18 protein-coding genes are annotated in these 18,412 nt (G+C 65.3%); 14 read left to right on the forward strand and 4 right to left on the reverse strand.

Annotated features, from left to right (window positions below):
- Positions 1-70: 70 nt before the first annotated feature.
- Positions 71-697 carry a TetR/AcrR family transcriptional regulator gene (locus AAFP35_RS17660; protein ID WP_419222944.1) on the reverse strand — a complete coding sequence of 209 codons (627 nt, stop codon included), beginning with the start codon at positions 695-697 and terminating at the stop codon, positions 71-73.
- Positions 698-977: 280 nt separating this feature from the next.
- Here AAFP35_RS17660 and AAFP35_RS17665 point away from each other — a divergent pair, with 280 nt between their 5' ends.
- The 10 genes from AAFP35_RS17665 (at position 978) to AAFP35_RS17710 (ending at position 11,173) form a co-directional block, all read left to right on the forward strand.
- Entirely contained in the window at positions 978-2,456 is a 1,479-nt protein-coding gene (locus AAFP35_RS17665) for an aldehyde dehydrogenase family protein (RefSeq protein WP_419222945.1), read from the forward strand.
- Positions 2,457-3,126: 670 nt separating this feature from the next.
- A complete protein-coding gene (locus AAFP35_RS17670) occupies positions 3,127-4,050 on the forward strand; it encodes an HpcH/HpaI aldolase/citrate lyase family protein (protein ID WP_419222946.1) in 924 nt (307 codons plus the stop codon).
- Positions 4,047-4,796 carry an SDR family NAD(P)-dependent oxidoreductase gene (locus AAFP35_RS17675; protein WP_419222947.1) on the forward strand — a complete coding sequence of 250 codons (750 nt, stop codon included), beginning with the start codon at positions 4,047-4,049 and terminating at the stop codon, positions 4,794-4,796. Before AAFP35_RS17670 ends, AAFP35_RS17675 begins: the two co-directional genes overlap by 4 nt.
- Before the next feature lie 33 nt (positions 4,797-4,829).
- Positions 4,830-5,792, forward strand: coding sequence for a TIGR03621 family F420-dependent LLM class oxidoreductase (locus AAFP35_RS17680; protein WP_419222948.1), 963 nt, complete (start codon positions 4,830-4,832; stop codon positions 5,790-5,792).
- Between the two features lie 22 nt (positions 5,793-5,814).
- A complete protein-coding gene (locus AAFP35_RS17685) occupies positions 5,815-6,711 on the forward strand; it encodes an enoyl-CoA hydratase/isomerase family protein (protein WP_419222949.1) in 897 nt (298 codons plus the stop codon).
- 2 nt (positions 6,712-6,713) lie between these two features.
- On the forward strand, positions 6,714-7,904 hold the full coding sequence (locus AAFP35_RS17690) for a CaiB/BaiF CoA transferase family protein (protein ID WP_419222950.1): 1,191 nt from the start codon (positions 6,714-6,716) through the stop codon (positions 7,902-7,904).
- Positions 7,905-7,945: 41 nt separating this feature from the next.
- Positions 7,946-9,241 carry an aromatic ring-hydroxylating oxygenase subunit alpha gene (locus AAFP35_RS17695; RefSeq protein ID WP_419222951.1) on the forward strand — a complete coding sequence of 432 codons (1,296 nt, stop codon included), beginning with the start codon at positions 7,946-7,948 and terminating at the stop codon, positions 9,239-9,241.
- A gap of 4 nt (positions 9,242-9,245) precedes the next feature.
- A complete protein-coding gene (locus AAFP35_RS17700; RefSeq protein WP_419222952.1) occupies positions 9,246-9,584 on the forward strand; it encodes a hypothetical protein in 339 nt (112 codons plus the stop codon).
- 3 nt (positions 9,585-9,587) lie between these two features.
- Positions 9,588-10,424, forward strand: coding sequence for a TauD/TfdA dioxygenase family protein (locus AAFP35_RS17705; protein ID WP_419222953.1), 837 nt, complete (start codon positions 9,588-9,590; stop codon positions 10,422-10,424).
- Positions 10,421-11,173, forward strand: coding sequence for an SDR family NAD(P)-dependent oxidoreductase (locus AAFP35_RS17710; protein WP_419222954.1), 753 nt, complete (start codon positions 10,421-10,423; stop codon positions 11,171-11,173). The genes AAFP35_RS17705 and AAFP35_RS17710 overlap by 4 nt, the downstream gene beginning before the upstream one ends.
- On the opposite strand, the gene AAFP35_RS17715 is transcribed toward AAFP35_RS17710, so the two are convergent.
- Positions 11,142-11,987 (reverse strand): helix-turn-helix transcriptional regulator, encoded by an 846-nt coding sequence (locus tag AAFP35_RS17715; RefSeq protein WP_419222955.1) that lies wholly within the window; start codon positions 11,985-11,987, stop codon positions 11,142-11,144. The two genes, AAFP35_RS17710 and AAFP35_RS17715, sit on opposite strands and share 32 nt — an antisense overlap.
- A 121-nt stretch (positions 11,988-12,108) precedes the next feature.
- On the opposite strand from AAFP35_RS17715, the gene AAFP35_RS17720 reads away from it, so the two are divergent.
- A complete protein-coding gene (locus tag AAFP35_RS17720; RefSeq protein ID WP_419222956.1) occupies positions 12,109-13,047 on the forward strand; it encodes an SDR family oxidoreductase in 939 nt (312 codons plus the stop codon).
- A gap of 85 nt (positions 13,048-13,132) precedes the next feature.
- Here the strand turns inward: AAFP35_RS17720 and AAFP35_RS17725 are convergent, their stop codons facing one another.
- On the reverse strand, positions 13,133-13,774 hold the full coding sequence (locus tag AAFP35_RS17725) for an isochorismatase family protein (protein WP_419222957.1): 642 nt from the start codon (positions 13,772-13,774) through the stop codon (positions 13,133-13,135).
- Between the two features lie 141 nt (positions 13,775-13,915).
- Here AAFP35_RS17725 and AAFP35_RS17730 point away from each other — a divergent pair, with 141 nt between their 5' ends.
- Positions 13,916-14,995, forward strand: coding sequence for a GlxA family transcriptional regulator (locus tag AAFP35_RS17730; protein WP_419222958.1), 1,080 nt, complete (start codon positions 13,916-13,918; stop codon positions 14,993-14,995).
- A 129-nt stretch (positions 14,996-15,124) separates the two neighbouring features.
- On the opposite strand, the gene AAFP35_RS17735 is transcribed toward AAFP35_RS17730, so the two are convergent.
- Positions 15,125-15,955 carry an SDR family NAD(P)-dependent oxidoreductase gene (locus AAFP35_RS17735; protein WP_419222959.1) on the reverse strand — a complete coding sequence of 277 codons (831 nt, stop codon included), beginning with the start codon at positions 15,953-15,955 and terminating at the stop codon, positions 15,125-15,127.
- A gap of 137 nt (positions 15,956-16,092) precedes the next feature.
- Here AAFP35_RS17735 and AAFP35_RS17740 point away from each other — a divergent pair, with 137 nt between their 5' ends.
- Both AAFP35_RS17740 and rutA read left to right on the forward strand, forming a co-directional pair.
- The gene (locus tag AAFP35_RS17740) at positions 16,093-17,121 is read left to right on the forward strand and encodes a LacI family DNA-binding transcriptional regulator (RefSeq protein WP_419222960.1); all 1,029 of its coding nucleotides are present in this window, start codon (positions 16,093-16,095) and stop codon (positions 17,119-17,121) included.
- A gap of 133 nt (positions 17,122-17,254) precedes the next feature.
- The gene (rutA, locus tag AAFP35_RS17745; RefSeq protein WP_419222961.1) at positions 17,255-18,340 is read left to right on the forward strand and encodes a pyrimidine utilization protein A; all 1,086 of its coding nucleotides are present in this window, start codon (positions 17,255-17,257) and stop codon (positions 18,338-18,340) included.
- Positions 18,341-18,412: the final 72 nt, after the last annotated feature.

The raw sequence follows: 18,412 nt of genomic DNA on the forward strand, positions 1-18,412 counted from the left end.
ATGCGATGGATCAATGTTACAATTGTTGTTTCTTTGTATCAGGCGAATGAGGCGATTCAGTCGGCCGCCGTCACCCCTTGTCCGAACCGCCCAGCCCTAAGTCCCGCGACCACGGCTGCCCCTCGAAGATCTGCACGAAGTCCTCGGCGAGATCGACCAGTTCCGGGTGCCCGAGTGAGATACCCAGGGTCGACTCGTTGGCCAACGTCGCACCCAGGCTGGTGATCATGAGTGACATCAGCGTCGGCGGCAGCGCGTCGAGGTTGATACCGCGACCACGCAGGATCACACTGAGCGCCGCCAGCTGACTCTCCCGGTACCGCTGCGCATACTCCGCGAGCTCGGCGCGGATCTCCTTGCGATGGTTCGCCAGCGCCATGAACTCCATCAGCAGCCCGGCCCCGCGCGGCTCGGTGGCCACCTCCCACAGGGCCCGCATCGGCGTCTCCGACGTCAGGGCCTTGCGCTGTCGTTCGAGGTTGGCCTCCGCACCTCGCCGGAGGACCGCGATGAACAGGTCGTCGAGGGTCGGGAAGTAGTAGTAGACCAGAGCCGCGTTGACCCCCGCCTTCGCGGCGACGCGACGTGTGGTCGCGGCCGCGTAGCCCTCGTCGAGCATGATGTCGCCGGTCGCCTCGATCAGCAGGTCTCGCGTCTCGGTGTCGCCGGAGCGTCGCCGCTTGCGAGGCGCAGTCACACCGCCCCCCGGAGCCAACGAGCCCTTGACGCCCAGATCATTCCGGTGCTAGTCATGGATGCAGCCTATCATTAGGCGATCGTTTAAAACCGGGAGTCGGTCGGTAGTTCTCGACAACCCACCAGTTGCCGTCCCGACATCCGGGAGATCCGAACCCTTCGCCGCCGATGCGCGAATCATCCAGCAGCACTGCCCAATTCATCGCACGAGAAACGCGGCCGACGACGCTCCCTCTACCCCGTCGTCGAGTCGCCCCGTTGTCCACACAAGGAGAAAGCCAATGTCATCTGCTGAACAAACGGCAGCGCCCGGCAAGATCGTCGACCAGCACCTGCTCATCGGCGGGCACTTGGTCGGGGCCGAGGACACATATCCATCCCTGAACCCGGCCACCGGCGAGGTCTTCGGCTACGCCCCGGACGCTTCGGTCCACGACGCCGAAGCCGCCATCGCGGCGGCACGTCATGCGTTCGAGACCACAAGCTGGGCAACAGATGTCTCGCTGCGCCGACGGTGTCTGGACCAACTGCACCAGGTCTTGCTCGACCATCTGGAGGAACTTCGTGAACTGACGATCTCGGAGGTCGGCGCCACGGTCGCGTTGACCAAGGAAGGGCAGCTCGAAGGACCGCTCGGGATCGTGCGGTACTACGCCGACCTGCTGAAGACCTACGACTTCACCGAGGAACTCGGGGCGGTCGACTACCTCGGTCAACAGCACCGACGCTGGGTCGAGAAGGAACCGGCCGGCGTGGTGTCGGCGATCGTCGCCTACAACTTCCCCAATCAGCTTGCCCTGGCAAAGCTGGCGCCGGCCTTGGCAGCAGGATGCACGGTGGTCCTCAAGGCCGCACCGGAAGCTCCGCTGGTGACACTGGCCATCGCCGAGTTGATCGCCGAGCACACCGACATCCCAGCGGGCGTTGTCAATGTCCTGTCATCGTCGAACACCGCTGTCGGCGAGGTGATGACGACCCATCCGGACGTCGATGTCGTCACCTTCACCGGCTCGAGCGTGGTGGGCCGCAAGATCATGACGGCCGCCGGGGACACGCTCAAGCGGGTCTTCCTCGAGTTGGGTGGCAAGTCGGCCGCGATCGTGCTCGACGACGCCGACTACGCGACGATCGGCCCGTATGCGGCCTTCGGCATCACGATGCACGCGGGCCAGGCCTGTGCGCTGAACTCTCGACTCCTCGTGCCCCGCGCCGACCACGACGCCATCGTGGAAGTGGTGGCCGCGAGCATGGCGCGCGTTCGTCTCGGCGATCCCCGCGAGCGAAAGACCTATATGGGGCCGTTGATCAGCGAGAAGCAACGCGACAAGGTCCACGGGATGGTCCAACGCGCGGTCGCCGCAGGCGCCACCCTGGTGACCGGAGGCGAGAAGGTCGACCCCGGCTTCTTCTATCGGCCGACTCTGCTCGCCGGGGTGCATCCCGACAGCGAGATCGCCCAGGACGAGGTGTTCGGCCCTGTGCTAGCCGTAATCCCCTACGACGACGTGGACGACGCGGTGCACATCGCCAACAACTCCGCATACGGCCTGTCCGGGGCGGTGTTCGGCGCAGACGAGGAACGGGCCACCGCGGTGGCCCGCAGAATCCGTACCGGCACGTTCAGCATCAACGGCGGCAACTACTTTCATCCCGACGTCCCGTTCGGCGGCTACAAGCAGTCCGGAATCGGCCGAGAGATGGGCGAGGCCGGGCTCGAGGAGTTCCTGGAACGCAAGGCGCTCGCGTCCGTCATCGCCTGACCGGCGGCCATACAATCGCTGTCACCTCGTCGTGGGCTCGTACCTCCCCGGCAGGCCCCCACACCGGCCAAGCACGCCCCCATCCCTGCCGAGCAGGCCCCACGCCGCCAAGCAGGCCCCCATTCCAGCCGAGCAGCCCCCTTGCCGGCCAAGCACGCACCATGCGAGCCGAGTCGGCCCCATGCCAGCCGAGCAGCCCTCCTTGCCGGCCAAGCAGGCCCCCTTGCCGGCCGAGTAGCCCGCGAGGCGCAAGCCGAGCGTGCGTATCGAGGCCAAACCCCGCGCACGGAGGTACGAACCCACCACACGAAGCGAAAAGCTCGACTGATTTGATCGATCGCCTAACACCGCGTCTCGTCACGCCCGGCATTTCTCCATACTCCCAGTTCACAGCGACTAGAGCGATGCGGACACTCGGCCGGATCTTGACCACAAGTTGCAACCGGTGTTAAACATATGACTAACACTCTCCTGTTGACGGTCTGCCCACCGCCACCGCCCCAAGCGCGAGATCTCGTGCGAAAGATCGCACTGTCCTTGCATCTCAGCATGATTCATCCCTTACGAGAGGACCGGCTCGGATGACCGCACCGCGTTACCGCACCGTCGACGCCACCGCTGCGTCAGGCAGTCGCACAACACCAGTCGCAGCGACGGACCGGGGCAGCCGATGACTCGAGCGCGACGCTCCGAACTGGCCACTCCGGCCAGCAACGCATCGATGTGCGCCGCCGCGGCGCGCTCCGACGCGGATCTCGTGTTCCTGGACCTCGAGGACGCGTGCGCCCCCTCGATGAAGGAGACCGCTCGCGGTATCGCGGTACATGCCTTCACCGAGCTGGACTGGGGCCGGACCACACGCGCCATCCGGATCAACGGCCTGGACACCCCCTGGTGTCACGACGATCTGATCGAGGTGATCAGCGGTGCCGGCGATGCCCTGGACGTGATCATCGTGCCGAAAGCCCGTTCCGCACAGGACGTGTGGTGGGTTGATGTCCTGGTCACCCAGGTGGAGAGAAAGATCGGCCGCTCTCGACCGATCGGGCTCGAAGTCCTCATCGAAGAGGCCGAGGGGCTGCTCAACGCAGCCGAGATCGCCAAGTCTAGTCCACGGGTCGAAGCGGTGATCTTCGGTGTCGGTGACCTGTCGGCCTCGCTGCACGCACGCGTGGGAGGCAACTTTCGACCTGCGCCGGGCAGCTACCCGGGTGACTTCTGGCATCACGCCCGTGCACAAGTGCTGGCAGCGGCTCGTGCCGCCGGAGTCGACGCCATCGACGCCCCGTACCCCGACTATGCCGACGCCGAAGGGTATCGCCGCGACGCCGACCATGCCGCAATGCTCGGATTCGACGGCAAGTGGGCGATCCACCCCAGCCAGGTGCCGATCGCCAACGCCGTCTTCACGCCGACGCCCGCCGAGGTCGATCATGCCCGCAGCCTCGTGGAGGGATACCGGTCGGCCCAGACCGACGGCGTCGGCGCGCTGGGACACGACGGTCAGCTCGTCGATGCCGGGCATCTCCGCCTGGCAGAGAACATCCTGGCCAAGGCCGTTCTGATGCAACCCGAGGGGGAGGTCGTGCGATGACCGGCCGTCTGGATCAGAAGGTGGCGATCGTCACCGGTGCGGGTTCCGGGATCGGCCGGGCGAGTGCACTGGGTTTCGCACGCGAAGGCGCGTGCGTGGTCTGTGCCGACATCAGCGGTCAAGAGAAGGCGACCGCCGACGAGATCGGCGAGAACGCCGTCGCGGTCCACGTCGACGTGGCGCGCTCGAGTGATGTGCAGGGCATGGTCGACGCGGCCGTCGACACGTTCGGCCGCCTCGACGTGCTGTTCAGCAATGCCGGTCTCAGCGGGCCGCGTGGGCCGCTCGCGGAGCTCGACGAGGAGTCGTTCGACACGGTGATCGCGGTCAATCTCAAGGGCGCGTACCTCGGAATGAAATACGCCATCCCGGCCATGCTCGACTCCGGTGGCGGTTCGATCATCAACACCGCATCCGCATCGGCGCTGGTCGGATGGAAGGACATCGCAGCCTACTCGGCAGCGAAAGGTGGCGTTGTCCAGCTGACAAAGTCCGTCGCCCTCGACTACGCCACCCGCGGAATCCGAGTCAACGCGATCTGCCCCGGCATGACCTGGACCGGGCTCGCCGGTGCCCCGGCCGACGGGCGGACCGCGCCACCGACCGACCGCGTACCACCGCAACCGATGAAGCGCTGGGGCGACCCTCGCGAACTCGCCGCTGCCGCACTGTTTCTCGCCAGTGACGAATCGTCGTTCATCACCGGAACCGCCATCCCGGTCGACGGCGGATACGTCGCCCGCTGACCTGCCGACCACTCCGAACGGGAATCCCCTGCCATGACACGTCCATTCCGCTTCGCCGTCCAGGCGAGCACCGCGACCACCGCCGCACAGTGGCGCGACACCGCGCAGCGAGTCGAAGACCTCGGCTTCGCCACGCTGTTCCTGTCCGACCACTACCTCGGCGCCGGCGCCGCGCAGCAGCGCGGCGGATGGCCGCCCCAATACCTGGCGCCGATCGCGGCGATGGCGACCGCGGCGGCGGTCACCACCACCTTGCGAATCGGATGCCGCGTGTTCTGCACCGACTATCACGTTCCCGGCGTCCTGATCAAGGAGGCGGCGACACTGGACGTGTTGTCGGACGGGCGTCTCGAGTTCGGGATCGGTTGCGGGTGGAGCGAATCGGAATATCGGGCGATGGGCGTGCCCTTCGCACCACCACCCGAGCGGGTGTCCAAACTCGAAGAAGTCGTTGCATTGTTCAAGGCCCACTGCACCGGTGAGCCCCTCGATGTCGACGGCACCTACGTCACAGCACGCGACTACGCGGGCCTTCCTGTTCCGGTTCAGCGGCCGCACCCACCGATCATCGTGGGTGGCAGCCGCAAGCGAGTGTTGTCGTTGGCCGGGCGTGAGGCCGACATCGCCAGCATCAGCACCGTGCCGTTCGCGGCCGTCAACAACGCCGGCCGCACGCCACAGGAGGAGGCGATCACCCGGCTGCAGTACATCCAAGATGCCGCCGGTGATCGCTTCTCCGACATCGACATCGAGAGTTCTCCCTTCTTCGTGCGGATCATCGACGACGTCGACGGTGTTCTCGACCGGATCGCCCGCCGCCTGCGCGTCGACGTCGACGGACTCGCCGATCACCCCAACGTGTTGGTCGGCGACGCCGATGCTGTCGCCGACGAGTTGCTCAAGCGTCGGGAGATCTTCGGCGCGAACTACATCTCCGTGCAGCAGAGCGATTTCGAGTCGTTCGCCCCTGTTGCCGAACGGCTCACCGGACTCTAGACCCGACCATCGGAGGACACTCATGGCCAAACGGTCACGTTTCAGCGAATACAAGGATCGGTATGCGAACTACAAGTTCGAACTCACCGACGACGGCATCCTGTTCATGCAGTGCCACACCAACGGCGGATCGTTGGTGTGGGACTGGAAATCACACGACGACATGGCAGACGCATTCGCCGACGTAGCGGGCGACCGCGAGATCAAGGTCTTGATCCATACCGGCACTGGGGAGAACTACAACGCCGACTGGGGATTCATGCCCGATGGCTCCCCGATCGATCCACCGATCTACCAGGCCATGCCCGGTGAGCGCGGGCTGTGGAAGCTCGACGAGAAAGCCTGGTACAACCGCAATCTCATGTTCAACGTCCTCGACGTGGACGTACCGATGATCAGCGCGGTCAACGGCCCGTGCAACATCCACTCCGAGGTTCCGCTGATGGGCGACATCGTCCTCGCCTCCGACGATGCCTGGTTCCAGGATGTGTCGCACTTCCCACGAGGCCAGGTACCCGGCGACGGCCAGCACGTCATCTGGAACTTCCTCGCCGGACACAATCGGGGCCGCTACCTGCTGTTGACCGGCAAGAAGCTGTCCGCGCAGGAGGCGCAGGAATGGGGTGTGGTCGCCGAGGTCCATCGCAAGGACGAATTGCTCGATCGCGCATGGGAGTTGGCACGCGAACTGGTCAAGCGGCCACCTCTGACGCTGCGCTACACCCGGCAGTTGTTCACCCACCAACTCAAGCGCGCCTTCCTCGACCAGATGAATCAGGGTATCGGCTACGAAACCTATGCGCAGCGCGCCTTCTTCCCCGCGGGTGGACGAATGGAACCGCTCGACCGTGCCTGGGACGACAAACCGTGGTCCGGATCGGACGAGGCGGTCGGCAGCCACCGGGCCACCGGGGGCTGACAGTGCATGCCCTCGACGGATTGAAAGTCCTGGACCTCGGTACGTTCATCGCCGGTCCGTTCTGCGCGACGGTTCTCGGTGAGTTCGGCGCCGAGGTCATCAAGGTGGAGCGCCCCGGGACCGGAGATCACCTGCGCCGGTTCGGCACCGAAACCGACTGCGGAGACACACTCGTCTGGCTCAGCGAGGCCCGCAACAAGAAGTCGTTGACCTTGGATCTGACCGACACCAGGGGTCAACAGATCCTCCGCGAACTGATCGCGGAGACTGACATCGTGATCGAGAACTTCCGGCCCGGTGTGCTGGAACGTTTCGGGTTCGCCTTCGAGGAGATCGAGCAGATCAATCCCAGGGCCATCTTGCTTCGGGTCTCGGCGTACGGACAGTCCGGGCCCAATCGCGATCTACCCGGATTCGCTCGGATCGCCCACGCGTTCTCCGGTCTTGCCTACCTGGCAGGCGAACCCGACGGACCACCGGTGACTCCGGGGTCGACGTCATTGGCCGACTACATGACCGGGCTGTACGGAGTGATCGGCGTGTTGTTGGCGGTGCAGGCACGAGAGCGTAGCGGGCGCGGACAGTGTATCGATCTGGCGTTGTACGAGACGATCTTCCGCGCGCTCGACGAGCTGGCACCCGCATTCCAACAGTTCGGGTTCGTGCGCGAACGGATGGGTGCGGATACCGTCAACGTGACCCCGCACAGCCACTACCAGGCGGCCGATGGCGGATGGGTCGCGATTGCCTGTTCCCACGACGACATGTTCGCGCGGCTTGCCAAGGCGATGGGTGACCCAGGCCTGGCGAGTCCGGATCGGTTCGGTCCCAAGCACGCACGGTTGGATGCACGGGACGAGGTGAACACGATCGTCGCGCAGTGGGTGGGGGCGCTACCCCGCAGTGAGGTGCTGCAGCGCTGTGTGGAGGCGGACGTGCCGGCCGGGCCGCTCTACTCGATCGCCGACATCGTCGAGGACCCTCAGTACCGGCATCGCGGCACCATCACGACGGTCGATTCCCGTATCGGGCCGCTGGCCGTCCCCGGCGTGATTCCCGCGATGTCCGACACCCCTGGCGAGATCCGCTGGCTGGGAAACGAACTCGGCTCCGACACGGAGTCGATCCTGACCACCCTGCTGGCACGAACCCCCGACGAGATAGCAGAACTGCGCGCCGACGGTGTGATCTGACGGATCGTCGAACCGCACTACTTCGAGAAAGGTTCTACATCATGGCAATTCAAGAGAAATTGGCCACCGGCCAAGGCAAGTTCACCCCCAGATACCCTGAGCTCGGCACCGGACCGGTCAGCTACGACGACTGCGTGTCCGAGGACTTCTTCCGCGCAGAGCGCGAGGCTGTGTTCAAGAGGTCCTGGCTGAAGGTCGGCCGGATGGAGCAGTTGACCCGCACCGGAAGCTATTTCACCCGTGAGTTGGTCGGCCTCGGCTCGATCATGATCGTCCGGCAGGCCGACGGCACCGTGAAGGCATTGCACAACGTGTGCGCTCATCGCGGCAACAAGGTGGTGTGGCAGGAGCATCCGGCGGAGGAGTCGGCCGGCTCCTGCAAGGTGTTCACCTGCAAGTACCACGGCTGGCGGTATGGGCTCGACGGCAAGGTCGAGCACGTGACCAACGAGGACCAGTTCTTCGACCTCGACAAGGGTGCGCTCGGGATGCCGGAGTTGCATTGCGACACATGGGCAGGCTTCATCTTCGTCAACTTCGATCCGCATGCGCAGCCGTTGCGCTCGTTCCTGGGCGAGAAGTTCACCGCGGTGGAGAGTTACCCGTTCGAGAAGATGACCGAACGCTACGGCTACAAGACCAAGGTCAAAGGGAACTGGAAGCTGTCGATCGACACGATCCTCGAGTGGTATCACCCGCCGTACGTGCACGGCCGGTTCATCGACCGTGACGTCTCCAAGGCCGAGAAACTCGTCCCGCCGCCGGATTCGTACTTCTACGATCTGTTCACCTCACACATGCTGAACTCGGTGCCCGGTCCTCCTCAGCTACCACCACGCAAGCCGGGCGAACTCGGGCCTGCCGAACGCAACCAGCGGTGGATCTACAAGCTGCTGCGCGCCGGGCTGTTCGGCCCGGACGACATTCAGGACATCGGCCCGCTGCCCGATGTCCTGAACCCGGGCAACATCCGCTCCTGGGGTAACGACGCCTACTGGTTGTTCCCCAACTTCTCCGTACAGATCTGGGCACGCAACTTCTACATCACCTACCAGTACTGGCCCGAGGCCGTCGACGAACACAGCTACGAACTCGACATCTACTTCCCGCCACCGCGCAATGCCGCCGAGCGTCTCGCACAGGAGATGACCGCCCAGACGACCATCGAGTTCGCGATGCAGGACTCGAACACCGTCGAGGCCACCCACTCCGCGCTGGCGACCGGGGCGAACCGGGAGTTCCACCTGTCTGATCAAGAGCTGATGATCCGCAATTTCCACAAGGTCGTCCGCGACACCGTATCCAACCACCAGAACCTCAATTCGACGGAGGACTGATCCGATGACCACGACTTCGACACTGCCGCAAGGATTCCACGATCTCGAGCCCTTCGTCGACGCATGGGCTTCGGAAACGAGACAGGAACGCTACGACACCCGCATGGCCCTGTCGATCGATGCACTCGACGCCTTCTACGACGTCGTCGCGCCGCGTGCCGAGGAGGCGATAGAACATCTCAACGGTTTCGATCTCGCCGAGCTTCCCGAGGCCGAGACCCGACTGTTGCGGTTGATGTACTCGCTGATCATGGTGTCCTATCCGGTCAACGTGTTCCGGCAACCGCGCATCCCCGATTCGGGCGCGGCGTTCTTCGACACCGTCGTGGAACCAGGGGTGTGAGCCATGGCCTATGACCTCACCGAACTCGGGCCGACGACCGGAGTCGAGATCCGCGGCCTGTCCGGGAAACAGATCGTCGATCCCGACGTCGCCGACGTCGCATTGGACGCGTTGGATCGCCGCGGAGTGGTGGTGTTCCGGGAGGCCGACGTGTCCGACGATGATCTGGTCGCCTTCAGCCGACTCCTCGGCAAGGTCGCGCAGTTGCCGCTGGGAGGCGACGGCGAGCATCCGGAGATCCAGAAGGTCACCCGCGACGCATCGCAGAGCAAACTGGCCGCCTACCGGGAGGGGACGTTCTTCTGGCACATCGACGGAACCACCGCCGAGGTGCCGGACAAGGCGACCGTGCTGACCGCCCGCCAGGTCTCCGACGACGACAGTGGCGACACCGAGTTCGCCAACACCTACGCCGCGTATGCGGAGTTGTCGCCGGGGCAGAAGGCGGAGATCGACGGGCTGCGCGTGGTGCACAGCTTCGCCGCGTCACAGTTACTGGTGTATCCGGACCCCGATCCCGTGGAGCGGGAGGCCTGGGACCGCAATCCATCACGCGAGCACCCGTTGGTGTGGACACGCGGATCCGGAAAGAAGTCCATGGTTCTGGGGTCGACGGCCGAGCGTATCGTCGGCAAGCCCGACGAGCAGAGCAAGGCGCTGCTGGAGCGGCTGCTGGAATGGTCGACGCAGGATCGTTTCGTGCTCCGGCACCGTTGGCGCGTGGGCGATCTCGTCATCTGGGACAACACCGGCATGCTCCACCGGGCCCGGCCCTATGGGGCACAGTCGGCTCGCCTCATGTTGCGAACCTCGCTGGTGGGCGAGGAGGTCGTACGATGACCGGGACGACAGCGATCGTGACCGGCGGTGGGTCGGGGATCGGGCGCGCGATATGCCACCGGCTGGCGGCCGCAGGGTTCGCGACCGCCGTCGTCGACCTCAACGCCGACTCGGCGAAGAAGGTCGTCGAGGAGATCACCGGAAAAGGTCATACCGCAGCAGCATTCGGGGATGTCGACGTCTCGGACCGCTTCCTCGTCGAGGCCGCCGTGGAACGCGTCCGCGACACCCTCGGTCCGCCACTCGTGCTGGTCAACAACGCCGGCATCACCGGCTTCAAGAAGTTCCTGCACATCACCGACGACGTGTGGGACCGCACCCTGGCGATCAATCTGTCCGGACCGTTCTTCACCTGTCAGGCGGTGGTGCCCGACATGATCGATGCGGGGTGGGGCCGGATCGTCAACATCTCGTCGTCCAGCGCGCAGAGTGGCCAGCAATACATGGCGCACTATGTCGCGTCGAAGGCCGGACTCATCGGGTTTACCAAATCCCTTGCGCTCGAGTTGGGGCCGCAGGGAATCACGGTGAACACGATCCCTCCGGGGTTCGTGGACACCCCGATGTTGCGCGCCTCGGAAGAACACGGACTCCTCGGTGGCAGCGTCGACGAGCATGCGGACCGGACTCCGGTCCGTCGTCCGGGGCGTCCCGACGACATCGCCGCGGCGTGCGCCTTCTTGTGTTCGGAGGACGCCGGTTACATCACCGGGCAGGTCATCGGAGTGAATGGGGGACGGAACACGTGACCGACAGCAGCTGCATCCGTTCGTAACTCTCGCTGCCCGGCACCGCCGTGTAGACCAACAACGAGTGCGACTGCTGCGGATCGAGCAGGATCTGGCAGTTCACCTCGAGCCGCCCGACCTCTGGATGCACGAAGCGCTTGACCTCGCGCGGCACGATGCCCACTTCGTGTCGCTCCCAGAATTCCCGGAACTCGGCGCTCTCATCGGTGAGGAGTTCCGCGAAGCGGGCCGCCTTTGACGCCGGACCGCGCAGACCGAGCACTCGTCGCAATCCGGAAACGTACATGCGCGAATAGAACTCGTGGTCTTCGGGCGGATAGAGCAGCCGTACCGACGGTTCGGTGAACCATCGGTATCCGATGCTTCGTGACGGTCCGGAGTAGCCGCACAGGTCCCCGACGAGTGCCACCCCGAGATCGTTCTGTCGCAACGTCTCCCCCAGTTCGGTGACGATCTCGGCGGGGGTGTCGGTGAGACGGTCGAAGATCCGCATCATGCCCGGGCCGATGTGGTCGGTGTCGGCGCCGTGCGGTGGCGGTTGATGCCCGGCCAGTCGGAACAGGTGGTCGCGCTCGTCACGGGACAGATGTAGTCCCTGCGCGATCGAGGCCACCATCTGTTCGGACGGCTGTGGGCCTCGCTCGCGTTCCAGGCGGGCGTAGTAGTCGGCGGACATATGACACAGCGCGGCAACCTCTTCGCGTCGCAGTCCGCTGGTGCGGCGTCGCGCGCCCCGCGGCAGCCCGACGTCCTCGGGCTGTAGCGCCGTGCGACGGACACGGAGAAAATCGGCCATGCCGGAACGATCGATCATGTCTGCATTCTTCCCCCGAGGCGACCGCGGCAGCCACGGATCATCAGGCCGTGGATAACGCTGCTCTCGCGCGCGACGCTCGTATCAACACGCCACATCCGCGATCGAAGGAGCAGCCGCCATGCCACCCAGGCCGTACGACATCACCATCCCGGACCTGACCAGGCGCCGCGCAGTGGTGACCGGAGCCAGTGACGGCGTCGGGCTCGCCATCGCGACGGCCCTCGCCGGTGCCGGCGCCGACGTGATCATGCCGGTGCGCAATCCCGGCAAGGGTGAGGCGGCGATGAGCAGGATTCGCACCCGGCACCCCCGCGCGAAGCTGTCACTCGAGGCACTCGACCTCTCGTCGTCGGCGTCGATCGCCGCCCTCGGCGACAAGCTGCGCGCCGAGGGCGCACCGGTGCACATCCTGGTCAACAACGCCGGCGTCATGACACCGCCGGACCGGATGACCACCGCAGACGGTTTCGAACTGCAGTTCGGGACCAACCATCTCGGGCACTTCGCGCTGACCGCGCACCTGATGCCGTTGTTGAAGGCCGGTCGGGCACGTGTCACCTCGCAGACGAGTGTCGCGGCGCGACGAGGTTCCATCAACTGGGACGACCTGAACTGGGAACACACCTACGACGGCATGGCCGCCTATCGCCAGTCGAAGATCGCCTGTGCCCTCTTCGGCCTCGAACTCCACCGCCGCAGCCGGGAATCAGACTGGGGCATCACCAGCACCATCTCCCACCCCGGCGTTGCACCCACCAATCTGCTCGCCGCGCGGCCGGAGGTGGCGCGCAGCTCCGCGACGCCGGGCAGACGAATGATCAGCATGCTGTCGAGGCGAGGCATCCTCGTGGGGACCGTGGACAGCGCCAAGCTCCCGGCAGTGCTCGCCTGCACCGCGCCGAACACGAAGTCCGGCAGCTTCTTCGGCCCTCGATGGCCCGGCAGTATGGGAGGCCCGCCCGGAGAACAGAAGCTGTGGTCACCGCTGCGAGACGAATCGGCCGCATCTCGACTGTGGACCGTGTCCGAACACCTCACCGACACGAACTTCCACTGACCACAACGAGATGACGGGTCTCCCGACGCCGACAGGGTCGCGGCCGTGGGTCTGTCGGCGGGACACGGCCGGGATGGACCGAGACTCACCCCACGGCCGCAGCCGCGTCACGGCCCTGCAGGGCGGAGGTGACCAGGTTGTTCTTCTCCACGGCGTCACCGGATGCCACCGACCGGATCCACTCGTCGGTGGTGGTGACCGCAGCGAAGTTCGACTGCAGCAACACCATCAGCGTCTGATGGAGAACCTCGGCCGACACCGCACCGGCCTCGTTCGCGAGGTTGATCGCTCCGGTCGCGTCGGAGAGGATCTCGGCCGAGAAGCCGAGCCCCTCGGCTTCGACCGCGGTGGCGAGGTCGCAGTTGTTCGCCATGTAGCCGACGATCGTGATGGTGTCGGCGCCTTGCTCACGTAGCCAAGCGGCGACGTCGGTGCCGGCGAAGACACTGCCGAACTCCTTGTGCACCCGCTTCGTCGTCGGTCCGACACGGGTCTCGATCTCGGGGTGCAACGCCCATCCGTCGGACCCCTCCACGAAGACCGGGGCGCCCTGCGGCATCCGGTGCTGGATGATCGCGACCGGCAGCCCGCTGTCGGCCGCGGTGTCGATGGCTCGAGCGATGTTGGCGAGGGATTGCGCACGGGGCGGAAACTGGATCTGCAGCGGTCCGTCGAAGTACTCCTGCTGCACGTCGACGACGATGAGGGCGCGGCGTGGTGTGACCATCGGGCGGTTCTCCTTGTGTCGCGGCGACTGTGACATCACCGGTGTTGGACATTCCGGAACCGATTCTTCGGCTCGGACCATTGCGATACCAGTGGCACGAATGCATACTTTCGATGAGTTCACGCCATCGAGGGAGCCCGCATGAAAATCGCGATCTATGCCTTCGACGGGATGACGATGTTTCATCTGGCCGCACCGTTGATGGTGTTCGGCGAGGTCGGTCGCCTCGGACTCGCCGACGACTGGACCACGCACCTCTGGTCGGATCGCGAGGGATCGATCCGCACCGCGGAGGGGTACCCGATCGGTGACGTCGCCGGACCCGCGTGCGCCGACGACGCCGACATCGTGGTGATCCCGTCCTGGCCGGTCGATCTGCCCGTGATCGACGACGCGCTCCGGCAGACCGTCACCGCCGCGAATCGTCGTGGGGCCATGTTGGTCGGACTGTGTCTCGGCGCCTTTCCGATCGCGGACACCGGGCTGCTCGACGGGCGCGACGCCGTGACCCACTGGAATGCCATGGACAGTCTCGCCCAGCGCCGGGCCGGCCCACGGGTCGACGCGTCGGTCCTCTACATCGATCACGGCGACGTGCTCACCTCCGCGGGAACCGCCTCGTCGATCGACGCGTGCCTGCATCTGGTGCGCACGCATCTCGGCTCTGCCGCAGGCGCCCGCGTCGCCCGATCCCTCGTCGTCGCGCCGCACCGCGAAGGAGGGCAGGCCCAGTACATCGAACGCCCCCACCCGCGACCGACACACGACGCAACGATCGGGGATGTCCTCGACTGGGCGCTGGCGCGGCTCGATCATCCGCTGTCGGTGGATGTGCTGGCCGCCCGCGCGAAGATGAGCAAACGTAGTTTCATCCGCCATTTCCGCGATGCCACCGGCACCACACCGGCCGCGTGGATCACGCAGCGCCGCATGGACGAAGCCCGTTCCCTCCTCGAGACCACGGACTGGGGCATGGACACCATCGCCACCGCGTGCGGTCTCGGCAGCGCAGTCACACTCCGACAGAGATTTGTCGCCGCGTATGCGATCTCGCCATCGGCCTATCGAAAGCAGTTCGCGGGTCGCGACCGTCGAGGATCGTCTGCACACAGCGAGCACCCGAGCCGTCCCGGAGCACGCACAGATGAAGCCGCCGACCGATGTCGGTCGGCGGCTTCTTCCGTGATGGACGGGCCGGTCAGTGCGCCTCTCGGCAAATAGTCCGCTCGAAGCGGTGAAGGGTGGGACCCGGGGCATTGGGCCCGGCACCGTCACCCTCCTCAACCACGGCCTGCTCGCTGCTATTCCCTCCGCCCTGCCGGGACCTCGGACGGTCCGGCAGGACTCCGATCATCCGAGCCCGACCAACCGTTCCGACCGATCCCAGAGCCCGTCGACGAGCTTCTGGTCGTGCGCCTGACGGTTTTGCGGACCGTTCGCCTTGTGGCGGTTGAAGTACACACCGTTGAGTGCGGAGTCGGCGCCGCGGTTCGCCAGCGCGATCAGCGGTTCGGCACCCTTCTCGGGCGTGATGAGCCCGATTTTCTTCAGCGGGGTGCGATACCACAGGCCGACGAAGAACGAATCCCGCCCGAAGCTGGTCGCGACCGGGCCGGGATGGACGGCGGCGGACACGATTCCGTCGTCGGCCCATCGATCGGCGATGCCGCGGGTGAACAGGATGTTCTCCAGCTTGCTCGTTCCATAACAGCGCATCTGCGCGGCCCGTCGACGCTCGAAGTCGAGGTCGTCGAGGTCGACCTTGCCTGCCAGGTTGCCGATACTCGAGGTGTTCACCACCAGTGCGCCCCCATCCGCGGCCAGCCGATCGCGCAGCAGGTTGGTGAGCAGGAATCCACCGAGATGGTTGATCTGGAAATTCGGTTCATGACCGTCCGGGGTCCGCTGCTTCGGATCGAAGGTACCGCCCGCATTGTTGAGCAGCACGTCGATGCTGCCGACCCGTTCACGGATCTCGTCGGCGAGACGCCGGACGTCGTCGAGCTTCGCGTAGTCGGCAAGCAGCGCGGTGGCGCCGGTCTCGCCGGCGACTGCCTTGGTCTTCTCCGCGGAGCGCCCCACGATGAGGAGATCGACGCCGGGGCCCGCGAGCTCGCGCGCGGCGACCGCGCCGATCCCGTCACTGGCCCCGGTGATCACGATGGTCCGCTGGTTGGTCACATGAAACCCTTCTGTCGGTCGTCTGCGGCCTCGTCGTCGACCATACGGGGCGCAGGTGAGTCCGGTACCGCCGACGCACGACGAGTCATGTTGGCCGGGCGAACGGAGAACGCCGCCGAGATCCCTACAATCTGATCGTGCGCAACAAGCCGGTCACCGGCTACGACGTGGCTCGTCGTGCCGGGGTGTCCCAGTCGACGGTCTCACGGGCGCTTCGCGGCGACCCGAGGGTCATCCAGAAGACGCGCGACGAGATCCAGGCGCTGGCCAAAGAAATGGGTTACGTACCGCACGTCACCGCGCGCAGCCTGATCACCCGACGCTCGTCGTCGATCGCGGTGGTCAGCGGCGACCTCCGCAACCCGTCGTACCCGACGCTCGTCAACACACTCCAGGACAGATTCGCCCGCGACGACTACCGCGTGCTGCTGATGAGCGACCGAACCGAAGGAACCCTCGAGGCAGACATCCGAGCTCTGCGAGGAGGTCTGGTCGACGGCGTGGTCTTCATCTCCGCACGGCTCGACTCACCGATCGTGTCGGAGATGATCGACTGGAACATCCCACTGGTGATACTCAATCGCGACGTCGACGGCGGCGAGGCCGGGCGCGTCGATCGCGTGACCTCCGACAACCTGGGTGGCGGTCGACTCGTCGCCGAGCACCTACTCGACATGGGTCACACGCGAATAGGTTTCATCACGGGTCCGCTCGCGAACTCGAGCGTCAAGCTACGCGAGCAAGGCTTTCGCGATGCCCTCACGCGGGAGGGCGTTCCACTCGACGAAGAGCTCGTGTATCGCGCCGCCGTGGACGCAAAGACCGGCCTCGAGGGTGGAATCCATCTTCTCGGGCTCCCCGATCGGCCGAGCGCCATCTTCTGCATCACCGACTACGTCGCCTTCGGAACACTGGATGCGACAAAGCGTCTCGGTCTCGGTGTGCCCGACGACGTCTCCGTGGTCGGCTACAACGACCTGGACATCTCGGGTTGGTCGATCCTGGATCTGACGACCGTGCGGCAGCCATTGGAGGACATGGCCCTGGCCGCAGCCGAACTCCTGCTGGCCCGCATCGACGGTGCCGCAGGCACGCCGGTACACCGGCAGTTCGGCGTCGAGTGGGTGCAGCGGGGCACCGCTGCACCACATGTCGCAGATCACTGAGGCGAGCAACAAAGCCGTTACACCGCAGCCACAGACCCGCAAAGACTCCTGAATACATTCGAAGTCATGGCTGATGGCCGGTCGACGACCACGGCTACTCCGAATCGACGAATCACCCAGCACCAGGAGCGATATGGAAATCGGCGTCTTCATCCCCATCGGCAACAACGGCTGGCTCATCTCCAAGAGCGCTCCGCAGTACATGCCGTCCTTCGAACTCAACAAAGAGATCGTGCAGAAGGCCGAGCACCACGGCCTCGATTTCGCCCTGTCGATGATCAAGCTCCGCGGTTTCGGCGGTGAGACCGAGTTCTGGGACCACAACCTCGAATCGTTCACCCTGATGGCCGGGCTCGCTGCGGTGACCGAACGTATCAAGCTGTTCGCCTCTACCCCGATCCTCACCCTGCCGCCGGCGATCGTGGCCCGCATGGCGTCTACGGTCGACTCCATCGCGCCCGGACGTTTCGGTGTCAACATCGTGACCGGCTGGGCACCAAACGAATACACACAGATGGGGCTCTGGCCCGGCGAAGAGTATTTCGGCTACCGCTATGAGCAGGCGACCGAGTACGTATCGGTGATGCGCGAGCTGTGGGCAAACGGCGTCAGCGATTTCAAGGGCAAGCACTACACGATGGAAGACTGCGTGTTGTCGCCGCAGCCGGCGGCCGGAGCCGTCCCCATCGTCGCGGCCGGCCAGTCCAAGAACGGCATGAAGTTCGCCTCCGAGATGGCCGACTTCAACTTCATCATGGGCAGTGGGATCAACACCCCCACGGCGATCTCGGAGGCGACCGACACTCTCGTCGCCGCCGCGAACACCGCTGGTCGTGATGTCGGCGCGATGGCTTTGTTCATGATCATCGCGGACGAGACAGACGAAGCGGCACAGGCGAAGTGGAAGGACTATCACGATCACGCCGACCTCGCTGCACTCGGTTACATGGCCGACCAATCGGCGACCGACTCCTCCGCCGACGACAGCTCGACCGCGAAGACCATCTCGTTGCCCGAAGGTGCGGTGAACTTCAACATGGGCACCCTGGTCGGTTCGTACGAGACGGTCGCCGGGATGCTCGATGAGATCGCGGCCCTCGACGGGATCAAGGGCATCATGCTCACGTTCGACGACTTCGTCGAAGGCATCGAGAAGTTCGGCACCCGGATTCAGCCGTTGATGAAGAGCCGCGAATCCGTCCAGACCGAAGCCGCCTGAACGGCACCAGTTCCCGGGTGATGGGCGACGCTCGGCGTCGCCCATCATCCGCTCCACGGAGGTTCCAGTGCA

Origin of the sequence: Gordonia sp. CPCC 206044 (assembly GCF_048537895.1) — a bacterium.
In the GTDB taxonomy this organism is placed as follows: domain Bacteria; phylum Actinomycetota; class Actinomycetes; order Mycobacteriales; family Mycobacteriaceae; genus Gordonia.

Bases quoted from the DNA above. Each gene is read 5' to 3' on its own strand.
- AAFP35_RS17680 (WP_419222948.1), top strand. From the start codon at position 4,830: ATGACACGTCCATTCCGCTTCGCCGTCCAGGCGAGCACCGCGACCACC.
- AAFP35_RS17710 (WP_419222954.1), top strand. From the start codon at position 10,421: ATGACCGGGACGACAGCGATCGTGACCGGCGGTGGGTCGGGGATCGGG.
- AAFP35_RS17720 (WP_419222956.1), top strand. From the start codon at position 12,109: ATGCCACCCAGGCCGTACGACATCACCATCCCGGACCTGACCAGGCGC.
- AAFP35_RS17665 (WP_419222945.1), top strand. From the start codon at position 978: ATGTCATCTGCTGAACAAACGGCAGCGCCCGGCAAGATCGTCGACCAG.
- AAFP35_RS17670 (WP_419222946.1), top strand. From the start codon at position 3,127: ATGACTCGAGCGCGACGCTCCGAACTGGCCACTCCGGCCAGCAACGCA.
- AAFP35_RS17715 (WP_419222955.1), bottom strand. From the start codon at position 11,987: ATGATCGATCGTTCCGGCATGGCCGATTTTCTCCGTGTCCGTCGCACG.
- AAFP35_RS17685 (WP_419222949.1), top strand. From the start codon at position 5,815: ATGGCCAAACGGTCACGTTTCAGCGAATACAAGGATCGGTATGCGAAC.
- AAFP35_RS17700 (WP_419222952.1), top strand. From the start codon at position 9,246: ATGACCACGACTTCGACACTGCCGCAAGGATTCCACGATCTCGAGCCC.
- AAFP35_RS17725 (WP_419222957.1), bottom strand. From the start codon at position 13,774: ATGGTCACACCACGCCGCGCCCTCATCGTCGTCGACGTGCAGCAGGAG.
- AAFP35_RS17675 (WP_419222947.1), top strand. From the start codon at position 4,047: ATGACCGGCCGTCTGGATCAGAAGGTGGCGATCGTCACCGGTGCGGGT.
- AAFP35_RS17695 (WP_419222951.1), top strand. From the start codon at position 7,946: ATGGCAATTCAAGAGAAATTGGCCACCGGCCAAGGCAAGTTCACCCCC.
- AAFP35_RS17730 (WP_419222958.1), top strand. From the start codon at position 13,916: ATGAAAATCGCGATCTATGCCTTCGACGGGATGACGATGTTTCATCTG.
- rutA (WP_419222961.1), top strand. From the start codon at position 17,255: ATGGAAATCGGCGTCTTCATCCCCATCGGCAACAACGGCTGGCTCATC.
- AAFP35_RS17705 (WP_419222953.1), top strand. From the start codon at position 9,588: ATGGCCTATGACCTCACCGAACTCGGGCCGACGACCGGAGTCGAGATC.